We start from the raw sequence: 13,500 nt of genomic DNA, 5'->3' as shown, positions 1-13,500 counted from the left end.
TCGCTATCCTCAGGCCGCTTGCGCGGCGGCTGATGCTGCCGTCAACTTCTCGCCGTCATGGCCGGTGACGGTCGCGACAACGATTTCGCTGGGCTGGCCGGCAGCAACGGTTGCCAGCGTGAAGTCTTGCGTGCGGCCGATTCCTTCACGCTCGATCAATATCGATTGGCGTGTGCCGACAAGTGTCTCGAGGTGCCGGCGATAGGCGGTGTCGCCTGCGGCGCGCAGGCGTGCCGCGCGTTGCTTGACGATTTCTCGCTTCACTTGCGGCATGCGGGCGGCTGGCGTTCCCTCACGCGGGCTGAACGGAAAGACATGCAAATGGGTAAGCCCACATTCCTCGACGATTTTCAGCGAGTTTTCGAACATTTCTTTTGTTTCGGTCGGGAAGCCGGCGATGATGTCGGCGCCAAAAACGATGTCGGGTCGCAGCTTGCGCACGTCTTCGCAAAAACGAATTGAATCGGCGCGCAGATGGCGGCGCTTCATGCGCTTGAGGATCATGTCGTCGCCCGATTGCAGCGACAGATGCAGATGCGGCATCAGTCGGCTTTCGGTGGCGATGGCGTCCAGCAGATCTTCGTCGGCCTCGATGGAATCGATGGAGGAAAGGCGTAGCCGCTTCACCTCGGGTACCTGTTTCAGAATGGTTTTGACCAGTTTGCCGAGGCGTGGCGCTCCCGGCAGGTCGGCACCGTAGCTGGTCATGTCCACGCCGGAGAGCACGACTTCCGCATAGCCGTTCTCGATCAGCCGCCTGCTCTGCTCGACCACGGCGCCCATCGGCACCGAACGGGAATTGCCGCGTCCAAAAGGAATGATGCAGAACGTGCAGCGATGGTCGCAGCCGTTCTGCACCTGCACGAAGGCGCGCGCGCGGCCTTCGATGGCATCGACCATATGGCCGGCTGTTTCGCGTACGGAGAAGATGTCGTTGACGCGTACCTTCTCGAAATCGTTGACGCCGAAATCCGGTAGGGCGCGGTAATTATGCGCCTTCAGCTTCTCCTCATTGCCGAGCACGAGATCGACCTCGCCCATGGCGGAAAAGTCCTGCGGCGCGGTCTGGGCGGCGCAACCGCTGACGATGATGCGGGCGTTTGGGTTTTCACGGCGCGCCTTGCGTATCGACTGCTTGGCCTGCCGCACCGCTTCGCCAGTGACGGCGCAAGTGTTGAAGATGATGGCGCCGCCATCCAATTCGCCAAGCCCGGCTGATTGCGCTTCGCGCCGCATGACCTCAGATTCATAGGTGTTGAGGCGGCAGCCGAAAGTGACGATCTCTATGCCTTTTGCGTCGGTGCCCATCAGGCTGCGCTTTCGGTGTCGCGTGACCATGCGCCGGTGGCAGGGTCGAAGGTGCCGGAAAATTCCCATTCGGCGGCGCCCGTCAGCACGACATGGTCGTCGCCGCGCCATTCGATATGCAAAGGGCCGCCCGGCGCCGTGAGATCGACGCTGCGGCCGGTGCGCTTGGTGCGCGCGCCGGCAACTGCGGCGGCGCAGGCTGCGGAGCCGCAAGCTTTTGTCAGCCCCGCGCCCCGTTCCCAGGTGCGGATCACCATGCTGGATGGTGATGTGACCTGCGCGATGGTGATGTTGGCGCGTTCGGGAAAGATCGGATGGTTTTCAAGCAGCGGGCCGAAACGTCCCAGTTCGTAGGACCATACATCGTGATCCACCCAGAAGACGGCATGCGGGTTGCCCATCGAAACGACTGAAGGTGAATGCAGGACCGGCGCGTCGATCGGGCCGATTTGCAATTCGATCATGCGGGTGTCGGGGAACTCCTCGGCGAGCGGAATATCCTGCCAGCCGAAGCGCGGCTTGCCCATGTCGACCGAGATCAGGCCGTCTTCATGCTGGCTGGCATTGAGAATGCCGGCGAGCGTTTCAAAGGTGAAGCTCTTGCGGCCAGTTTCCGCAGCCAGCGCCTGCACCACGCAACGCGTGCCGTTGCCGCAGGCCTGCGCCGCCGTGCCGTCGGAATTGAGGATGACGATATAATGGTCGGTGCCCGGCGTGCGTGCGTCGTGGATCGCCATGATCTGGTCGAACTTTGTTGCCGGATCGGCATCGAGCGCAAGAGCCGCCTCCGGCGTCACCTTGTCGGCACGACCGCGCATGTCGGCAACGAGGATTGCGTTGCCGACGCCGTTCATGCGGGCGAAGGGGGCCATGCCTGCCATTGCAAGGGGCGTTTCCGTTAGCGTTGGGCGCTATATGGCGGAAACGGGCAGGAATTACCAGTGTGGCTGCGGAATACGGGGTTCACGTCAGTGCGAAGACGCCCAGCGCGATCAGCAGGAAGATGATCAGGACGATGCCAATCAGGATGCGCGCGCCTGTCGCGGCCGCGCCTGCCAGAGACGGCATGCCGAGAAGGCTGGCGACGGCAGCGACGATGAGCAGAATGATGATCCATTTGAGCATGCGACGGAACCTTGAGACAGATGTTGGATACCGATCCCAAACGCCGAATTGCAAAGCCGGGTTCCATGTTATGCAACCGCACGATCCGGTGGCTCGGTTCGGTTGCGATAAAAATGCAACAGAAGACATTGCAAACCCTATTTTAATCATATCGGGTTGAAATTCTGTCGCCATCGCCTTCTTTGTTGGAGGTGTCGATTTTTCAGGACGGCGTCCATGATGGACGCGCGGAGGTTGCTATGACACTTTTCAGCAGGGGAACGTTTTCGGGAACAGGGTTGGCGGCTGTAGTGCTGGCCGTGCTGCTCGCAAGTGGCTGTTCCAGCTCGCGCTTTTCCTCATTGGATTCCACCCAGCCGGCGCCGCTCCCGGCTGCGCCCTCGGGTCAGGTGACGAGCAACCAGTTGCCGCCGCCTGCCGCGCCGGATTCATCGCAATTCCCGACAGCGCCCCAGAACACCCAGATGGCATCGCTCCCGCCGGATGGTTCTGCGCCGGCAGGGTCGCAGGACATCACCGCTTCCAGCGTGGCAGGGGTGTGGAGCGCCAGCGTCTCGGGTCAGAATTGCAAGATTGCGACGCCGCAGACCAAATACGGCCAGGGTTATCGCGCCGGGCCTCTGCATTGCCCGCCACCGCTCGAGAGCATCAAGTCGTGGGCTGTCAACGGCAAGCAACTCGTGCTTTACGATCAGGACGGCGTGACGCTTGCCCGCCTCTATTCATCGGGCGCCTCGAAGTTCGACGGCCAGACGTCGACCGGATTGCCGATTTCGCTGAGCCGATAACAGTTTAGAACGATGCATCTGCGTGACGGCCTAGAAACCCATGTGACCGTCAGGCAGCGCTACGAGCATCTGGTCGACACCGGGGCGATCGAGCGCGACACGGCGCAGGAACGCATTGTCGCAAGGCTCGACCGGCTGATCGACCAAATCGCCGCCAGACGTCTTGCCGACAAATCGAGCGCGCTCGGCTGGCTGTTCGGCAAGAGACGTTCGACGCGTGAAGGTGTGCGAGGGCTTTACATTCACGGTGCCGTCGGTCGCGGCAAGACGATGTTGATGGATATGTTCTTCGAGCTTGTGCCGGCCCGCGCCAAGCGTCGAGTTCATTTCAACGATTTCATGACTGAGGTGCACGACCGTATCCAGAGGCATCGGCGCGCGCGCAAGGACGGCACGGTCAAGGAAGACGATCCGATTCCGCCGGTGGCACGCGCGCTGGCCGAGGAAGCCTGGGTATTGTGCTTCGACGAGTTCACCGTCACCGACATCGCCGACGCGATGGTGCTGTCGCGCCTGTTCTCGGCGCTGTTCGCGGCGGGTGTGGCCCTGGTCGCCACCTCCAATGTCGCGCCACAGGACCTTTACCGCGACGGGCTCAATCGCCAGCTTTTCCTGCCCTTCATTCCGATCCTCGAACGCAATACCGATGTGCTGTCGCTGGATGCCGAGAAGGATTACCGGCTGGAAAAGCTGGGCCGCATGCCGGTTTATATCACGCCCTTGGGTGAAGAGGCCGATCGGCGGATGGATGAAGCGTGGAAAGCTGCAACCGAAGGCCGTCCGGAAAATACGACCGATCTAGCCTTGATGGGGCGTGAGCTGCATATCCCACGGGCTTGCGGACAGGCGGCCCGCTTCACCTTCACTGAGCTGTGCGACAAGCCGCTTGGCGCACGCGACTACCTGGCACTCGCCAAGCGTTTCGACACGCTTTTCATCGACCGCGTCCCCGTACTCGACCAGACACGCCGCAATCCCGCCAAACGCTTCATCCTGCTGATCGACACGGTTTACGACCGCAAGATGCGGCTGGTGGTGAGCGCCGATGCGGCACCGGACGCGCTTTATGCCGGGCGCCCCGGCGTGACGGAAGCGTTCGAGTTCGAGCGCACCGCCTCGCGGCTGATCGAGATGCGGAGCCGGGACTGGCTTGAAGACTGGATGGAACGGCGCCAGCTTCACTCCGAGACGAACGCGGCCGAACAGGCACAAGCATAAGCCATTCGATGTTTCATCCAGAATGTTGGAGCGTCATTTGTACGCTCATTGAACGCACGACGCTTTAGGCGTAGCCATCACAAGCACGTCATCGTACGGTCTTGTTCTTCTGGTTTCGTTCCAGCCAAGGTGGAGGTTCTATGTGAGGCTGAAAAATTTTTACGTTTACGTAAATCCCACATGATCTAACCGATTGAAAATAAAGGGCTGGAAATAATCGGTTGAACTTCATTCAAGGCAGGGCTAATGGGTGCGGCGAAATCTCGCGCCCCGCCGCGATGTTCGACCCTCTTCGGCGCCAATCATGGCCCCGTCACAGCAAAGGGAATTGATCCTGACATGGCACGCAACAAGATAGCGCTTATCGGCTCGGGCATGATCGGCGGCACGCTCGCTCATCTGATCGGTCTCAAGGAACTCGGCGACGTGGTGCTGTTCGACATTGCCGAGGGCATTCCGCAGGGCAAGGGTCTCGATATTGCCGAATCTTCACCGGTCGAAGGCTTCGATGCCCGCTATGTCGGCGTTAACGATTATGCCGGCATCGAGGGCGCGGATGTGTGCATCGTCACCGCCGGCGTGCCGCGCAAGCCCGGCATGAGCCGCGACGATCTTCTGGGCATCAACCTCAAGGTCATGGAGCAGGTCGGCGCCGGCATCAGGAAATATGCGCCGAAGGCCTTCGTCATCTGCATCACCAACCCGCTCGACGCCATGGTCTGGGCACTGCAGAAGTTCTCCGGCTTGCCGAAGACGCATGTTGTGGGCATGGCGGGCGTGCTGGACTCAGCCCGTTTCCGCTATTTCCTCGCTGACGAATTCAAGGTTTCGGTCGAGGACGTTTCGGCGATGACGCTCGGCGGGCACGGCGACGATATGGTGCCGATGGTGCGCTATTCGACCGTTGCCGGCATTCCGTTGCCCGATCTCGTCAAGATGGGCTGGACCAGCCAGGACAAGCTCGACGCCATTGTCGAGCGCACCCGCAAGGGTGGCGGCGAGATCGTCGGCCTGCTCAAGACCGGTTCCGCCTTCTATGCGCCGGCGACGTCCGCCGTCGCCATGGCCGAAAGCTACCTCAAGGACAAGAAGCGGGTGCTGCCCTGTGCGGCGCATCTTTCCGGCCAGTATGGCGTCAAGGACACCTATGTCGGCGTGCCGGTGGTGATCGGCGCCGGCGGCGTCGAGCGTGTCATCGAGATCGATTTCAACAAGGCCGAGCAGAAGATGTTCGACAAGTCCCTGGCGGCCGTGCAGGCGCTGAAGGAGGCGTGCGCCGGCATCGCCCCGCAACTCGGCAAGAACTGATCGGAGCCTGCCATGAACATCCATGAATATCAGGCCAAGCAGGTCCTCAAGGGATTCGGCGCGCCGGTGGCCGACGGCGTGCCGGTGTTCAGGGCGAGCGAGGCGGAAGCGGCGGCCAACAAGCTGCCCGGCCCGCTCTATGTTGTGAAGAGCCAGATCCACGCCGGCGGCCGCGGCAAGGGCAAGTTCAAGGAACTGCCGGCCGATGCCAAGGGCGGCGTGCGCCTGGCCAAGTCGGTCGCCGAAGTCGTGGCCAATGCCAATGAGATGCTTGGAAACACGCTGGTGACCAAGCAAACCGGCCCCGCTGGCAAGCAGGTCAATCGCCTTTATATCGAGGATGGCGCCGACATCGAGCGCGAGCTTTATCTGTCGATTCTGGTCGACCGCTCGGTCGGCCGTGTCGCCTTCGTCGTCTCCACCGAAGGCGGCATGGACATCGAAACGGTGGCGCATGATACGCCGGAAAAGATCGTCACGCTGGCGATCGACCCGGAAAAGGGCGTGACGGCACAAGATGCCGGCAAGTTGAACGCGGCGCTGAACCTTTCCGGCAATGCGGCGAAAGACGGCGAGAAGCTCTTTCCGCTGCTCTACGATGCCTTCACGACGAAGGATATGAGCCTGCTTGAGGTCAATCCGCTGATCGTGATGAAGAACGGGCATCTGCGTGTGCTCGACGCCAAGGTGTCGTTCGACAACAACGCGCTCTTTCGTCATCCCGATATGGTCGAGTTGCGCGACACCACCGAGGAGGACGCCAAGGAAATCGAAGCCTCGAAATACGACCTCGCCTATGTCGCGCTCGATGGCAATATCGGCTGCATGGTCAATGGCGCGGGCCTTGCCATGGCGACCATGGACATCATCAAGCTCTATGGCGAGGAGCCGGCAAACTTCCTCGATGTCGGCGGTGGCGCATCCAAGGAAAAGGTTACGGCGGCGTTCAAAATCATTACTGCCGACCCGAATGTGAGAGGCATTCTGGTCAACATCTTCGGCGGTATCATGAAGTGCGATGTCATCGCCGAGGGCGTGGTTGCGGCGGTCAAGGAGGTCGGCCTCAAGGTTCCTCTGGTGGTGCGCCTCGAAGGCACCAATGTCGAACTCGGCAAGAGAATCATTCGCGAGAGCGGGCTCAACGTGACGCCGGCGGACGATCTCGACGATGCTGCGCAGAAAATCGTCCAGGCCGTGAAGGGGAACTGAGCGGGATGTCCATTCTCATCGACAAGAACACCAAGATCCTGGTTCAGGGCCTGACCGGCAAGACCGGATCGTTTCACACCGAGCAGGCCCTCGCCTATCACGGCACCCAGATGGTCGGCGGCATCCACCCCAAGAAGGGCGGCGAAACCTGGGACGGCAGCGCGCCGTTGCCGATCTTCGCCACCGTCGCCGAAGGCAAGGAAAAGACCGGGGCTACGGCTTCGGTGGTCTATGTGCCGCCGGCAGGTGCGGCAGGCGCCATCATCGAGGCGATCGACGCGGAAATTCCGCTGATCGTGTGCATCACCGAGGGTATCCCGGTGCTGGACATGGTCAAGGTCAAGGCGCGGCTCGAAAAGTCGAAATCGCGGCTGATCGGGCCGAACTGTCCCGGCATCGTCACGCCGGACGAATGCAAGATCGGCATCATGCCCGGCAACATCTTCCGCAAGGGTTCGGTGGGCGTTGTTTCGCGCTCAGGAACGCTTACCTATGAGGCCGTGTTCCAGACCACCAATGCGGGGCTGGGGCAGTCCACGGCTGTCGGCATCGGCGGTGATCCGGTGAAGGGTACCGAGTTCATCGACGTGCTGGAAATGTTTTTGGCCGACGACGAGACGAAGTCGATCATCATGATCGGCGAGATCGGCGGTTCGGCGGAAGAAGATGCCGCGCAGTTCCTGAAAGACGAGGCCAGGCGCGGCCGAAGCAAGCCGATGGCAGGCTTCATTGCCGGGCGCACGGCGCCGGCCGGCCGCACCATGGGCCATGCTGGTGCCGTAATCTCCGGCGGCAAGGGCGGCGCGGAGGACAAGATCGCGGCGATGGAAGCCGCCGGTATCAAGGTTTCGCCGTCTCCGGCGCGTCTCGGTACGACGCTGGTGGAAGCGATCAAGAATTAGGCAGTCGGCAGTCGTTCTTTCCGGTTGTCGACTGCCGCGATAGGAGACGGAGCCGAAGCTCCGGTGGTAATATGGCTCGACAAGATCAAACCAACGACCAATTCTCCCTCACGTCCTTTCTTTATGGCGGCAATGCCGACTATATCGACGCGCTCTATGCCGCCTATGAGGACGATCCGGCCTCGGTCGATCCTGAATGGCAGAGCTTCTTCGCCGCGCTGAAGGACGACGCAGCCGATGTGAAGAAGAACGCGCGCGGCGCCTCCTGGGCGCGGCCGTCATGGCCACTGATCGCCAATGGCGAACTGGTCTCGGCGCTCGATGGCAATTGGGGCATGGCCGAAAAGGTCATCGAAAAGAAGATCAGGGACAAGGCCGCGATCGGTGACGGCACGCCTCAGTCGGAGGCGGATGTGCATCAGGCGACGCGCGATTCGGTGCGCGCCATCATGATGATTCGCGCCTTTCGCATGCGCGGCCATCTTCACGCCAAGCTCGATCCGCTCGGCATTGCTTCGCAGCTCGAGGATTATAATGAGCTGTCGCCGGAGAATTACGGCTTCACCGAAGCCGATTACGACCGGCCGATCTTCTTGGACAATGTTCTGGGCCTGGAATTCAGCACGGTGCGGCAGATGCTGGACATTCTCACCCGCACCTACTGCTCGACGCTTGGCGTCGAGTTCATGCACATTTCCGATCCGGAGGAAAAAGCCTGGATCCAGGAACGTATCGAAGGCACCGACAAGGAAATCAGCTTCACCGCCGAAGGCAAGAAGGCGATCCTGTCGAAGCTGATCGAGGCCGAAGGCTTCGAACAGTTCCTCGATGTCAAATACAAGGGCACCAAGCGTTTCGGCCTCGATGGTGGCGAGTCGCTGATTCCGGCGTTGGAGCAGATCGTCAAGCGCGGCGGCCAGATCGGTCTCAAGGAAATCGTGCTTGGCATGGCGCATCGCGGCCGCCTCAACGTTCTCAGCCAGGTGATGGCCAAGCCGCACCGCGCCATCTTCCATGAGTTCAAGGGTGGTTCCTATGCGCCCGACGATGTGGAAGGCTCAGGTGATGTGAAGTATCATCTTGGCGCTTCCTCGGATCGTGAATTCGACGGCAACAAGGTGCATCTGTCGCTGACGGCGAACCCTTCGCATCTGGAGATCGTCGATCCTGTCGTGATGGGTAAGGCGCGCGCCAAGCAGGATCTGCTGTATAATCGCGGTCGTGAGGAAATGGTGCCGCTGGAGGAGCGCGCCAGGGTGTTGCCTCTATTGCTGCATGGCGATGCCGCCTTTGCCGGCCAGGGCGTGATTGCCGAAATACTCGGCCTGTCCGGCCTGCGTGGGCATCGTGTTTCCGGAACGTTGCATTTCATCATCAACAACCAGATCGGCTTCACCACCAATCCGCGCTTCTCGCGCTCGTCGCCCTATCCTTCGGATGTGGCCAAGATGATCGAGGCGCCGATCTTCCACGTCAATGGCGACGATCCGGAAGCCGTGGTCTTCGCCGCCAAGGTGGCGATCGAATTCCGCATGAAGTTTCACAAGCCCGTGGTGGTGGACATGTTCTGCTATCGCCGCTTCGGCCACAATGAAGGTGACGAGCCGGCCTTTACCCAGCCGATCATGTATCGCTCGATCCGTGCTCACAAGACTACGGTACAGGTCTATGCCGACCGGCTGATCGCCGAGGGCCATATCAGCCAGGCCGATTTCGACAAGATGAAGGCGGACTGGCGTGAACGCCTGGAGGGGGAATGGGAAGCCGGCCAATCCTACAAGCCCAACAAGGCCGACTGGCTGGACGGCGCATGGTCGGGTTTGCGGACTGCCGACAATGAGGACGAACAGCGGCGCGGCAAGACCGCCGTGCCGGTCAAGGTTCTGAAGGATATCGGCAAGAAACTGACCGAAGTGCCGAAGGATTTCGAGGTTCACAAGACGATCCGGCGATTCCTCGATCATCGCCGTCATGCTATCGAGACGGGCGAGGGGATCGACTGGGCTACCGCCGAATCTCTGGCCTTCGGCTCGATTCTGCTCGACGGCAATCCGGTACGGCTTTCCGGCCAGGATTCGGAACGCGGTACCTTCTCGCAGCGCCATTCTGTGCTTTACGATCAGCGCGACGAGAACCGCTATATTTCACTCAACAATCTCTCGGCGGCGCAGGCCGGCTACGAGGTCATCAATTCGATGCTCTCGGAAGAGGCTGTGCTCGGCTTTGAATACGGCTATTCGCTTGCCGCCCCCAAGGCGCTGACCCTATGGGAGGCGCAGTTCGGCGATTTCGCCAATGGCGCGCAGGTCCTGTTCGACCAGTTCATCTCGTCGGGCGAACGCAAATGGCTGCGTATGTCCGGCCTCGTCTGCCTGTTGCCGCATGGCTATGAAGGCCAGGGGCCGGAACATTCCAGTGCCCGGCTGGAGCGTTTCCTGCAGCTTTGTGCCGAAGACAACATGCAGGTCGCCTATTGCTCGACGCCGGCCAATTATTTTCACATATTGCGCCGGCAGTTGAAGCGAGATTTCCGCAAGCCGCTGATCCTGATGACGCCGAAATCGCTCCTGCGTCACAAGCGGGCGGTCTCGACCATTGCCGAAATGTCCGGCGAGAGCACGTTCCACCGGCTTTTGTGGGACGATGCGCAGATGCTGCCCGATCAGGCGATCAAGCTGGTGAAGGATTCCAAGATCCGCCGCGTCGTCCTGTGCACGGGCAAGGTCTATTACGATCTCTACGAAGAACGCGAAAAGCGTGGCGTCGACGATATCTACCTGCTGCGTGTGGAACAGCTCTATCCGTTCCCGGCCAAGGCACTGATCAACGAACTGTCGCGCTTCCGCAATGCGGAGATGGTGTGGTGCCAGGAGGAGCCCAAGAATATGGGGGCCTGGTCATTCATCGACCCGTATCTGGAATGGGTACTCGCCCATATCGACGCCAAGCATCAGCGGGTGCGCTATACCGGGCGTCCGGCTGCGGCATCGCCCGCCACCGGATTGATGTCGAAGCACCTTGCGCAGCTTGCGGCGTTCCTCGAAGACGCACTCGGCAAATAAACCAAGAGAACGGACAGGCACATGGCTACCGAAATCCGCGTTCCCACACTTGGCGAATCCGTCACGGAGGCAACCATCGGCAAATGGTTCAAGCAGGTGGGCGATGCCGTTGCCGTCGATGAGCCGCTGGTCGAACTCGAAACCGACAAGGTGACGATCGAGGTGCCGGCCGCAGCAGCCGGTACGCTTGCCGAAATCGTTGTCAAGGAAGGCGAGACGGTCGAGGTCGGTGCGCTGCTGGGCAGCATCGAGGCCGGATCGGGCACTGCCAAAGCTGCGGCGCCCGAACCAAAGCAGGAAACCGCCGTGGCGCAAGCTTCCGCGCCCACCGCCGCAGCGACATCCAAGGAAGCGGCGGCGCAAAGCGCCAAGATCGCAGGCGAAGGCCCGATCGAAGAGCGCAAGATGCCGCCGGCGCCTTCGGCGGCCAAGTTGCTTGCCGAACACAACATCTCGGCTGACCAGGTGACGGGTTCCGGCAAGCGCGGGCAGGTGCTCAAGGGCGACGTGCTGGAGGCCATCGCCAAGGGTGCGCCTTCACAACCGGCAGAGGCGCCGGCGCCGGCCGCTCCGCGTACTCCGCCCTCTCCCGCCGACGCGCCGCGCGAGGAGCGCGTGCGCATGACCCGACTGCGCCAGACGATCGCGCGCCGGCTGAAGGACGCACAGGCGACAGCCGCCATGCTCACCACCTTCAACGAGGTGGACATGACGGCGGTGATGGACCTGCGCAAGAAATACAAGGAGTTGTTCGAGAAGAAGCATGGCGTGAAACTCGGCTTCATGGGCTTCTTCACCAAGGCCGTCACGCATGCGCTGAAGGAAATTCCTTCGGTCAATGCCGAGATCGACGGCACCGACATCATCTACAAGAACTACGCCCATATCGGCGTGGCGGTGGGCACAGATAAGGGGCTGGTCGTGCCGGTGGTGCGCGATGCCGACGCTATGTCGATTGCCGAGATCGAAAAGGAGATTGGCCGGCTGGGACTGGCCGCGCGCGATGGCAAGCTCTCTGTCGCCGACATGCAGGGCGGCACCTTCACCATCTCCAATGGCGGTGTTTACGGCTCGCTGATGTCGACGCCGATCCTGAACGCGCCGCAGTCGGGCATCCTCGGCATGCACAAGATTCAGGAGCGGCCCGTGGTTGTCGGCGGGCAGATCGTGGTGCGGCCGATGATGTATCTGGCGCTTTCCTACGATCACCGCATCGTTGACGGCAAGGAAGCCGTCACTTTCCTGGTGCGCGTCAAGGAAAGCCTGGAAGACCCCGAACGCCTGGTCCTGGACCTGTAGTGTCATCGTGTGGGTCCGTTCCCTTGGCGATCACATGCGCCCGGCTGCCGTCCGGCTGGCTCTGGCAGTCTGCGCCGTGGTGCCGGCAGCGCCCGCGTTCGCTGCCGGCCCGATCGAACTTGCCGTTTATGACGATCGTGATGGCGTGGCCGAGATCGATTTCACGCCGGTCGATCAGTCGGCCACCATCACCAATCGATTCCGCATGATCTTTGCCGATGCCGTCATTCTCGACGGACGGGTGGAGTGGAGCGACAATGCAGCGCGGCCCTATGGCACGCTGACGAGGAACTGCCCGTCGGGAGACGTCACCGACGACGAACTGGCTGCTTGTACGCTGTGGAGCGGCGTCGTCTATACGGCGGATGAAATGGGCGCGGTCGGCCTGCTGCCGAGGCAAGGCGAATCTGCTCCGCGGAACCTGATTTTCTCCGGTTTGGGGCCGGCTCTCGCGAATGGTCGCGGCGATGCCGCACCGGCAAAGACCCCATGGGACGTCTTTTTCCTGAAAGGCTGTCAGGAATGAGTGAAGCGAAAAAATCCCTGCTCGTCACTGGCGGCAGTCGCGGTATCGGGGCCGCAATCTGTCGGTTGGCGGCAAAACGCGGCTATCGCGTGGCCGTGAACTACGCCTCGAACGAGGCGGCGGCTTTGGCGCTGGTGAAAGAGATCGAAAGCGGCGGCGGCGAGGCTTTTGCCATCAAGGGCGATGTCGGCAACGAAGCCGATGTACTGGCCATGTTCGCGGCGGTCGATAGCCGCTTCGGCGGCCTCGATGTTCTGGTGAACAATGCCGGGGTGGTCGATCAGAAGGCGCGGGTCGATGAGCTGATCATGGCGCGGCTGGAACGCATGATGCGCATCAATGTCATCGGCTCGATCCTTTGCGCCCGTGAAGCGGTCCGGCGCATGTCCACGCTGCATGGCGGCAAGGGCGGCGCCATCGTCAACATATCCTCCGCCGCCGCGCGGCTCGGCAGTCCCGGCGAATACGTCGATTATGCTGCTTCTAAAGGCGCTATCGACACATTTACGATCGGGCTAGCGTGCGAGGTGGCCACCGAGGGCGTGCGTGTCAATGCGGTGCGACCCGGCCTGATCGACACCGAAATCCATGCATCCGGCGGTCAGCCGGACCGGCTGGAGCGGATTCGCGGAGCAATCCCGATGAAGCGCGAAGGCAAGGCCGCGGAGATCGCCTCGGCCGTGCTGTGGCTGCTATCGGACGAAGCATCCTATACGACCGGCGCGCTGCTTGATGTGAGCGGTGCACGGTAAGAC

Annotated in this window: 12 protein-coding genes; 9 read left to right on the top strand and 3 right to left on the bottom strand. The window is 61.4% G+C overall.

Going from position 1 to position 13,500, the window contains the following annotated elements:
- Positions 1-9 precede the first annotated feature (9 nt).
- The 3 genes from mtaB to BFN67_RS02425 form a co-directional block, all read right to left on the bottom strand.
- Positions 10-1,308 (bottom strand): tRNA (N(6)-L-threonylcarbamoyladenosine(37)-C(2))-methylthiotransferase MtaB, encoded by a 1,299-nt coding sequence (mtaB, locus tag BFN67_RS02435; protein WP_080918014.1) that lies wholly within the window; start codon positions 1,306-1,308, stop codon positions 10-12.
- A complete protein-coding gene (dapF, locus tag BFN67_RS02430) occupies positions 1,308-2,189 on the bottom strand; it encodes a diaminopimelate epimerase (RefSeq protein ID WP_080918013.1) in 882 nt (293 codons plus the stop codon). The genes mtaB and dapF overlap by 1 nt, the downstream gene beginning before the upstream one ends.
- A gap of 82 nt (positions 2,190-2,271) precedes the next feature.
- The gene (locus BFN67_RS02425; protein WP_080918012.1) at positions 2,272-2,433 is read right to left on the bottom strand and encodes a DUF1328 family protein; all 162 of its coding nucleotides are present in this window, start codon (positions 2,431-2,433) and stop codon (positions 2,272-2,274) included.
- Positions 2,434-2,672: 239 nt separating this feature from the next.
- Here BFN67_RS02425 and BFN67_RS02420 point away from each other — a divergent pair, with 239 nt between their 5' ends.
- The 9 genes from BFN67_RS02420 (at position 2,673) to BFN67_RS02380 (ending at position 13,497) form a co-directional block, all read left to right on the top strand.
- Entirely contained in the window at positions 2,673-3,221 is a 549-nt protein-coding gene (locus BFN67_RS02420) for a protease inhibitor Inh/omp19 family protein (RefSeq protein ID WP_080918093.1), read from the top strand.
- Positions 3,222-3,233: 12 nt separating this feature from the next.
- Positions 3,234-4,439 (top strand): cell division protein ZapE, encoded by a 1,206-nt coding sequence (gene zapE, locus BFN67_RS02415; RefSeq protein ID WP_080918011.1) that lies wholly within the window; start codon positions 3,234-3,236, stop codon positions 4,437-4,439.
- Between the two features lie 339 nt (positions 4,440-4,778).
- Positions 4,779-5,747 (top strand): malate dehydrogenase, encoded by a 969-nt coding sequence (gene mdh / locus BFN67_RS02410; RefSeq protein WP_080918010.1) that lies wholly within the window; start codon positions 4,779-4,781, stop codon positions 5,745-5,747.
- A gap of 12 nt (positions 5,748-5,759) precedes the next feature.
- Positions 5,760-6,956 carry an ADP-forming succinate--CoA ligase subunit beta gene (gene sucC, locus BFN67_RS02405; RefSeq protein ID WP_080918009.1) on the top strand — a complete coding sequence of 399 codons (1,197 nt, stop codon included), beginning with the start codon at positions 5,760-5,762 and terminating at the stop codon, positions 6,954-6,956.
- 5 nt (positions 6,957-6,961) lie between these two features.
- Positions 6,962-7,858 (top strand): succinate--CoA ligase subunit alpha, encoded by an 897-nt coding sequence (gene sucD / locus BFN67_RS02400; protein ID WP_080918008.1) that lies wholly within the window; start codon positions 6,962-6,964, stop codon positions 7,856-7,858.
- 71 nt (positions 7,859-7,929) lie between these two features.
- Positions 7,930-10,920 carry a 2-oxoglutarate dehydrogenase E1 component gene (locus tag BFN67_RS02395; RefSeq protein ID WP_080918007.1) on the top strand — a complete coding sequence of 997 codons (2,991 nt, stop codon included), beginning with the start codon at positions 7,930-7,932 and terminating at the stop codon, positions 10,918-10,920.
- Positions 10,921-10,941: 21 nt separating this feature from the next.
- Positions 10,942-12,219 (top strand): 2-oxoglutarate dehydrogenase complex dihydrolipoyllysine-residue succinyltransferase, encoded by a 1,278-nt coding sequence (gene odhB / locus BFN67_RS02390; protein WP_080918006.1) that lies wholly within the window; start codon positions 10,942-10,944, stop codon positions 12,217-12,219.
- A gap of 34 nt (positions 12,220-12,253) precedes the next feature.
- Positions 12,254-12,745 carry a hypothetical protein gene (locus BFN67_RS02385; protein ID WP_080918005.1) on the top strand — a complete coding sequence of 164 codons (492 nt, stop codon included), beginning with the start codon at positions 12,254-12,256 and terminating at the stop codon, positions 12,743-12,745.
- Positions 12,742-13,497, top strand: coding sequence for an SDR family oxidoreductase (locus BFN67_RS02380; protein ID WP_080918004.1), 756 nt, complete (start codon positions 12,742-12,744; stop codon positions 13,495-13,497). Before BFN67_RS02385 ends, BFN67_RS02380 begins: the two co-directional genes overlap by 4 nt.
- The last annotated feature ends 3 nt before the right edge of the window (positions 13,498-13,500 follow it).

Origin of the sequence: Manganibacter manganicus, from assembly GCF_002075885.1 — a bacterium.
Lineage (GTDB): Bacteria > Pseudomonadota > Alphaproteobacteria > Rhizobiales > Rhizobiaceae > Mesorhizobium > Mesorhizobium manganicum.
The sequence above is the reverse complement of the archived record's forward strand: the minus strand, read 5'-3'. Positions and strand labels throughout refer to the sequence as shown.

Excerpts from the sequence above, each read along its gene's own strand:
- BFN67_RS02380 (WP_080918004.1), top strand. The coding sequence starts at position 12,742 with ATGAGTGAAGCGAAAAAATCCCTGCTCGTCACTGGCGGCAGTCGCGGT.
- BFN67_RS02385 (WP_080918005.1), top strand. The coding sequence starts at position 12,254 with ATGCGCCCGGCTGCCGTCCGGCTGGCTCTGGCAGTCTGCGCCGTGGTG.
- BFN67_RS02395 (WP_080918007.1), top strand. The coding sequence starts at position 7,930 with ATGGCTCGACAAGATCAAACCAACGACCAATTCTCCCTCACGTCCTTT.
- sucD (WP_080918008.1), top strand. The coding sequence starts at position 6,962 with ATGTCCATTCTCATCGACAAGAACACCAAGATCCTGGTTCAGGGCCTG.
- sucC (WP_080918009.1), top strand. The coding sequence starts at position 5,760 with ATGAACATCCATGAATATCAGGCCAAGCAGGTCCTCAAGGGATTCGGC.
- BFN67_RS02420 (WP_080918093.1), top strand. The coding sequence starts at position 2,673 with ATGACACTTTTCAGCAGGGGAACGTTTTCGGGAACAGGGTTGGCGGCT.
- mdh (WP_080918010.1), top strand. The coding sequence starts at position 4,779 with ATGGCACGCAACAAGATAGCGCTTATCGGCTCGGGCATGATCGGCGGC.
- odhB (WP_080918006.1), top strand. The coding sequence starts at position 10,942 with ATGGCTACCGAAATCCGCGTTCCCACACTTGGCGAATCCGTCACGGAG.
- BFN67_RS02425 (WP_080918012.1), bottom strand. The coding sequence starts at position 2,433 with ATGCTCAAATGGATCATCATTCTGCTCATCGTCGCTGCCGTCGCCAGC.
- dapF (WP_080918013.1), bottom strand. The coding sequence starts at position 2,189 with ATGGCAGGCATGGCCCCCTTCGCCCGCATGAACGGCGTCGGCAACGCA.
- mtaB (WP_080918014.1), bottom strand. The coding sequence starts at position 1,308 with ATGGGCACCGACGCAAAAGGCATAGAGATCGTCACTTTCGGCTGCCGC.
- zapE (WP_080918011.1), top strand. The coding sequence starts at position 3,234 with ATGCATCTGCGTGACGGCCTAGAAACCCATGTGACCGTCAGGCAGCGC.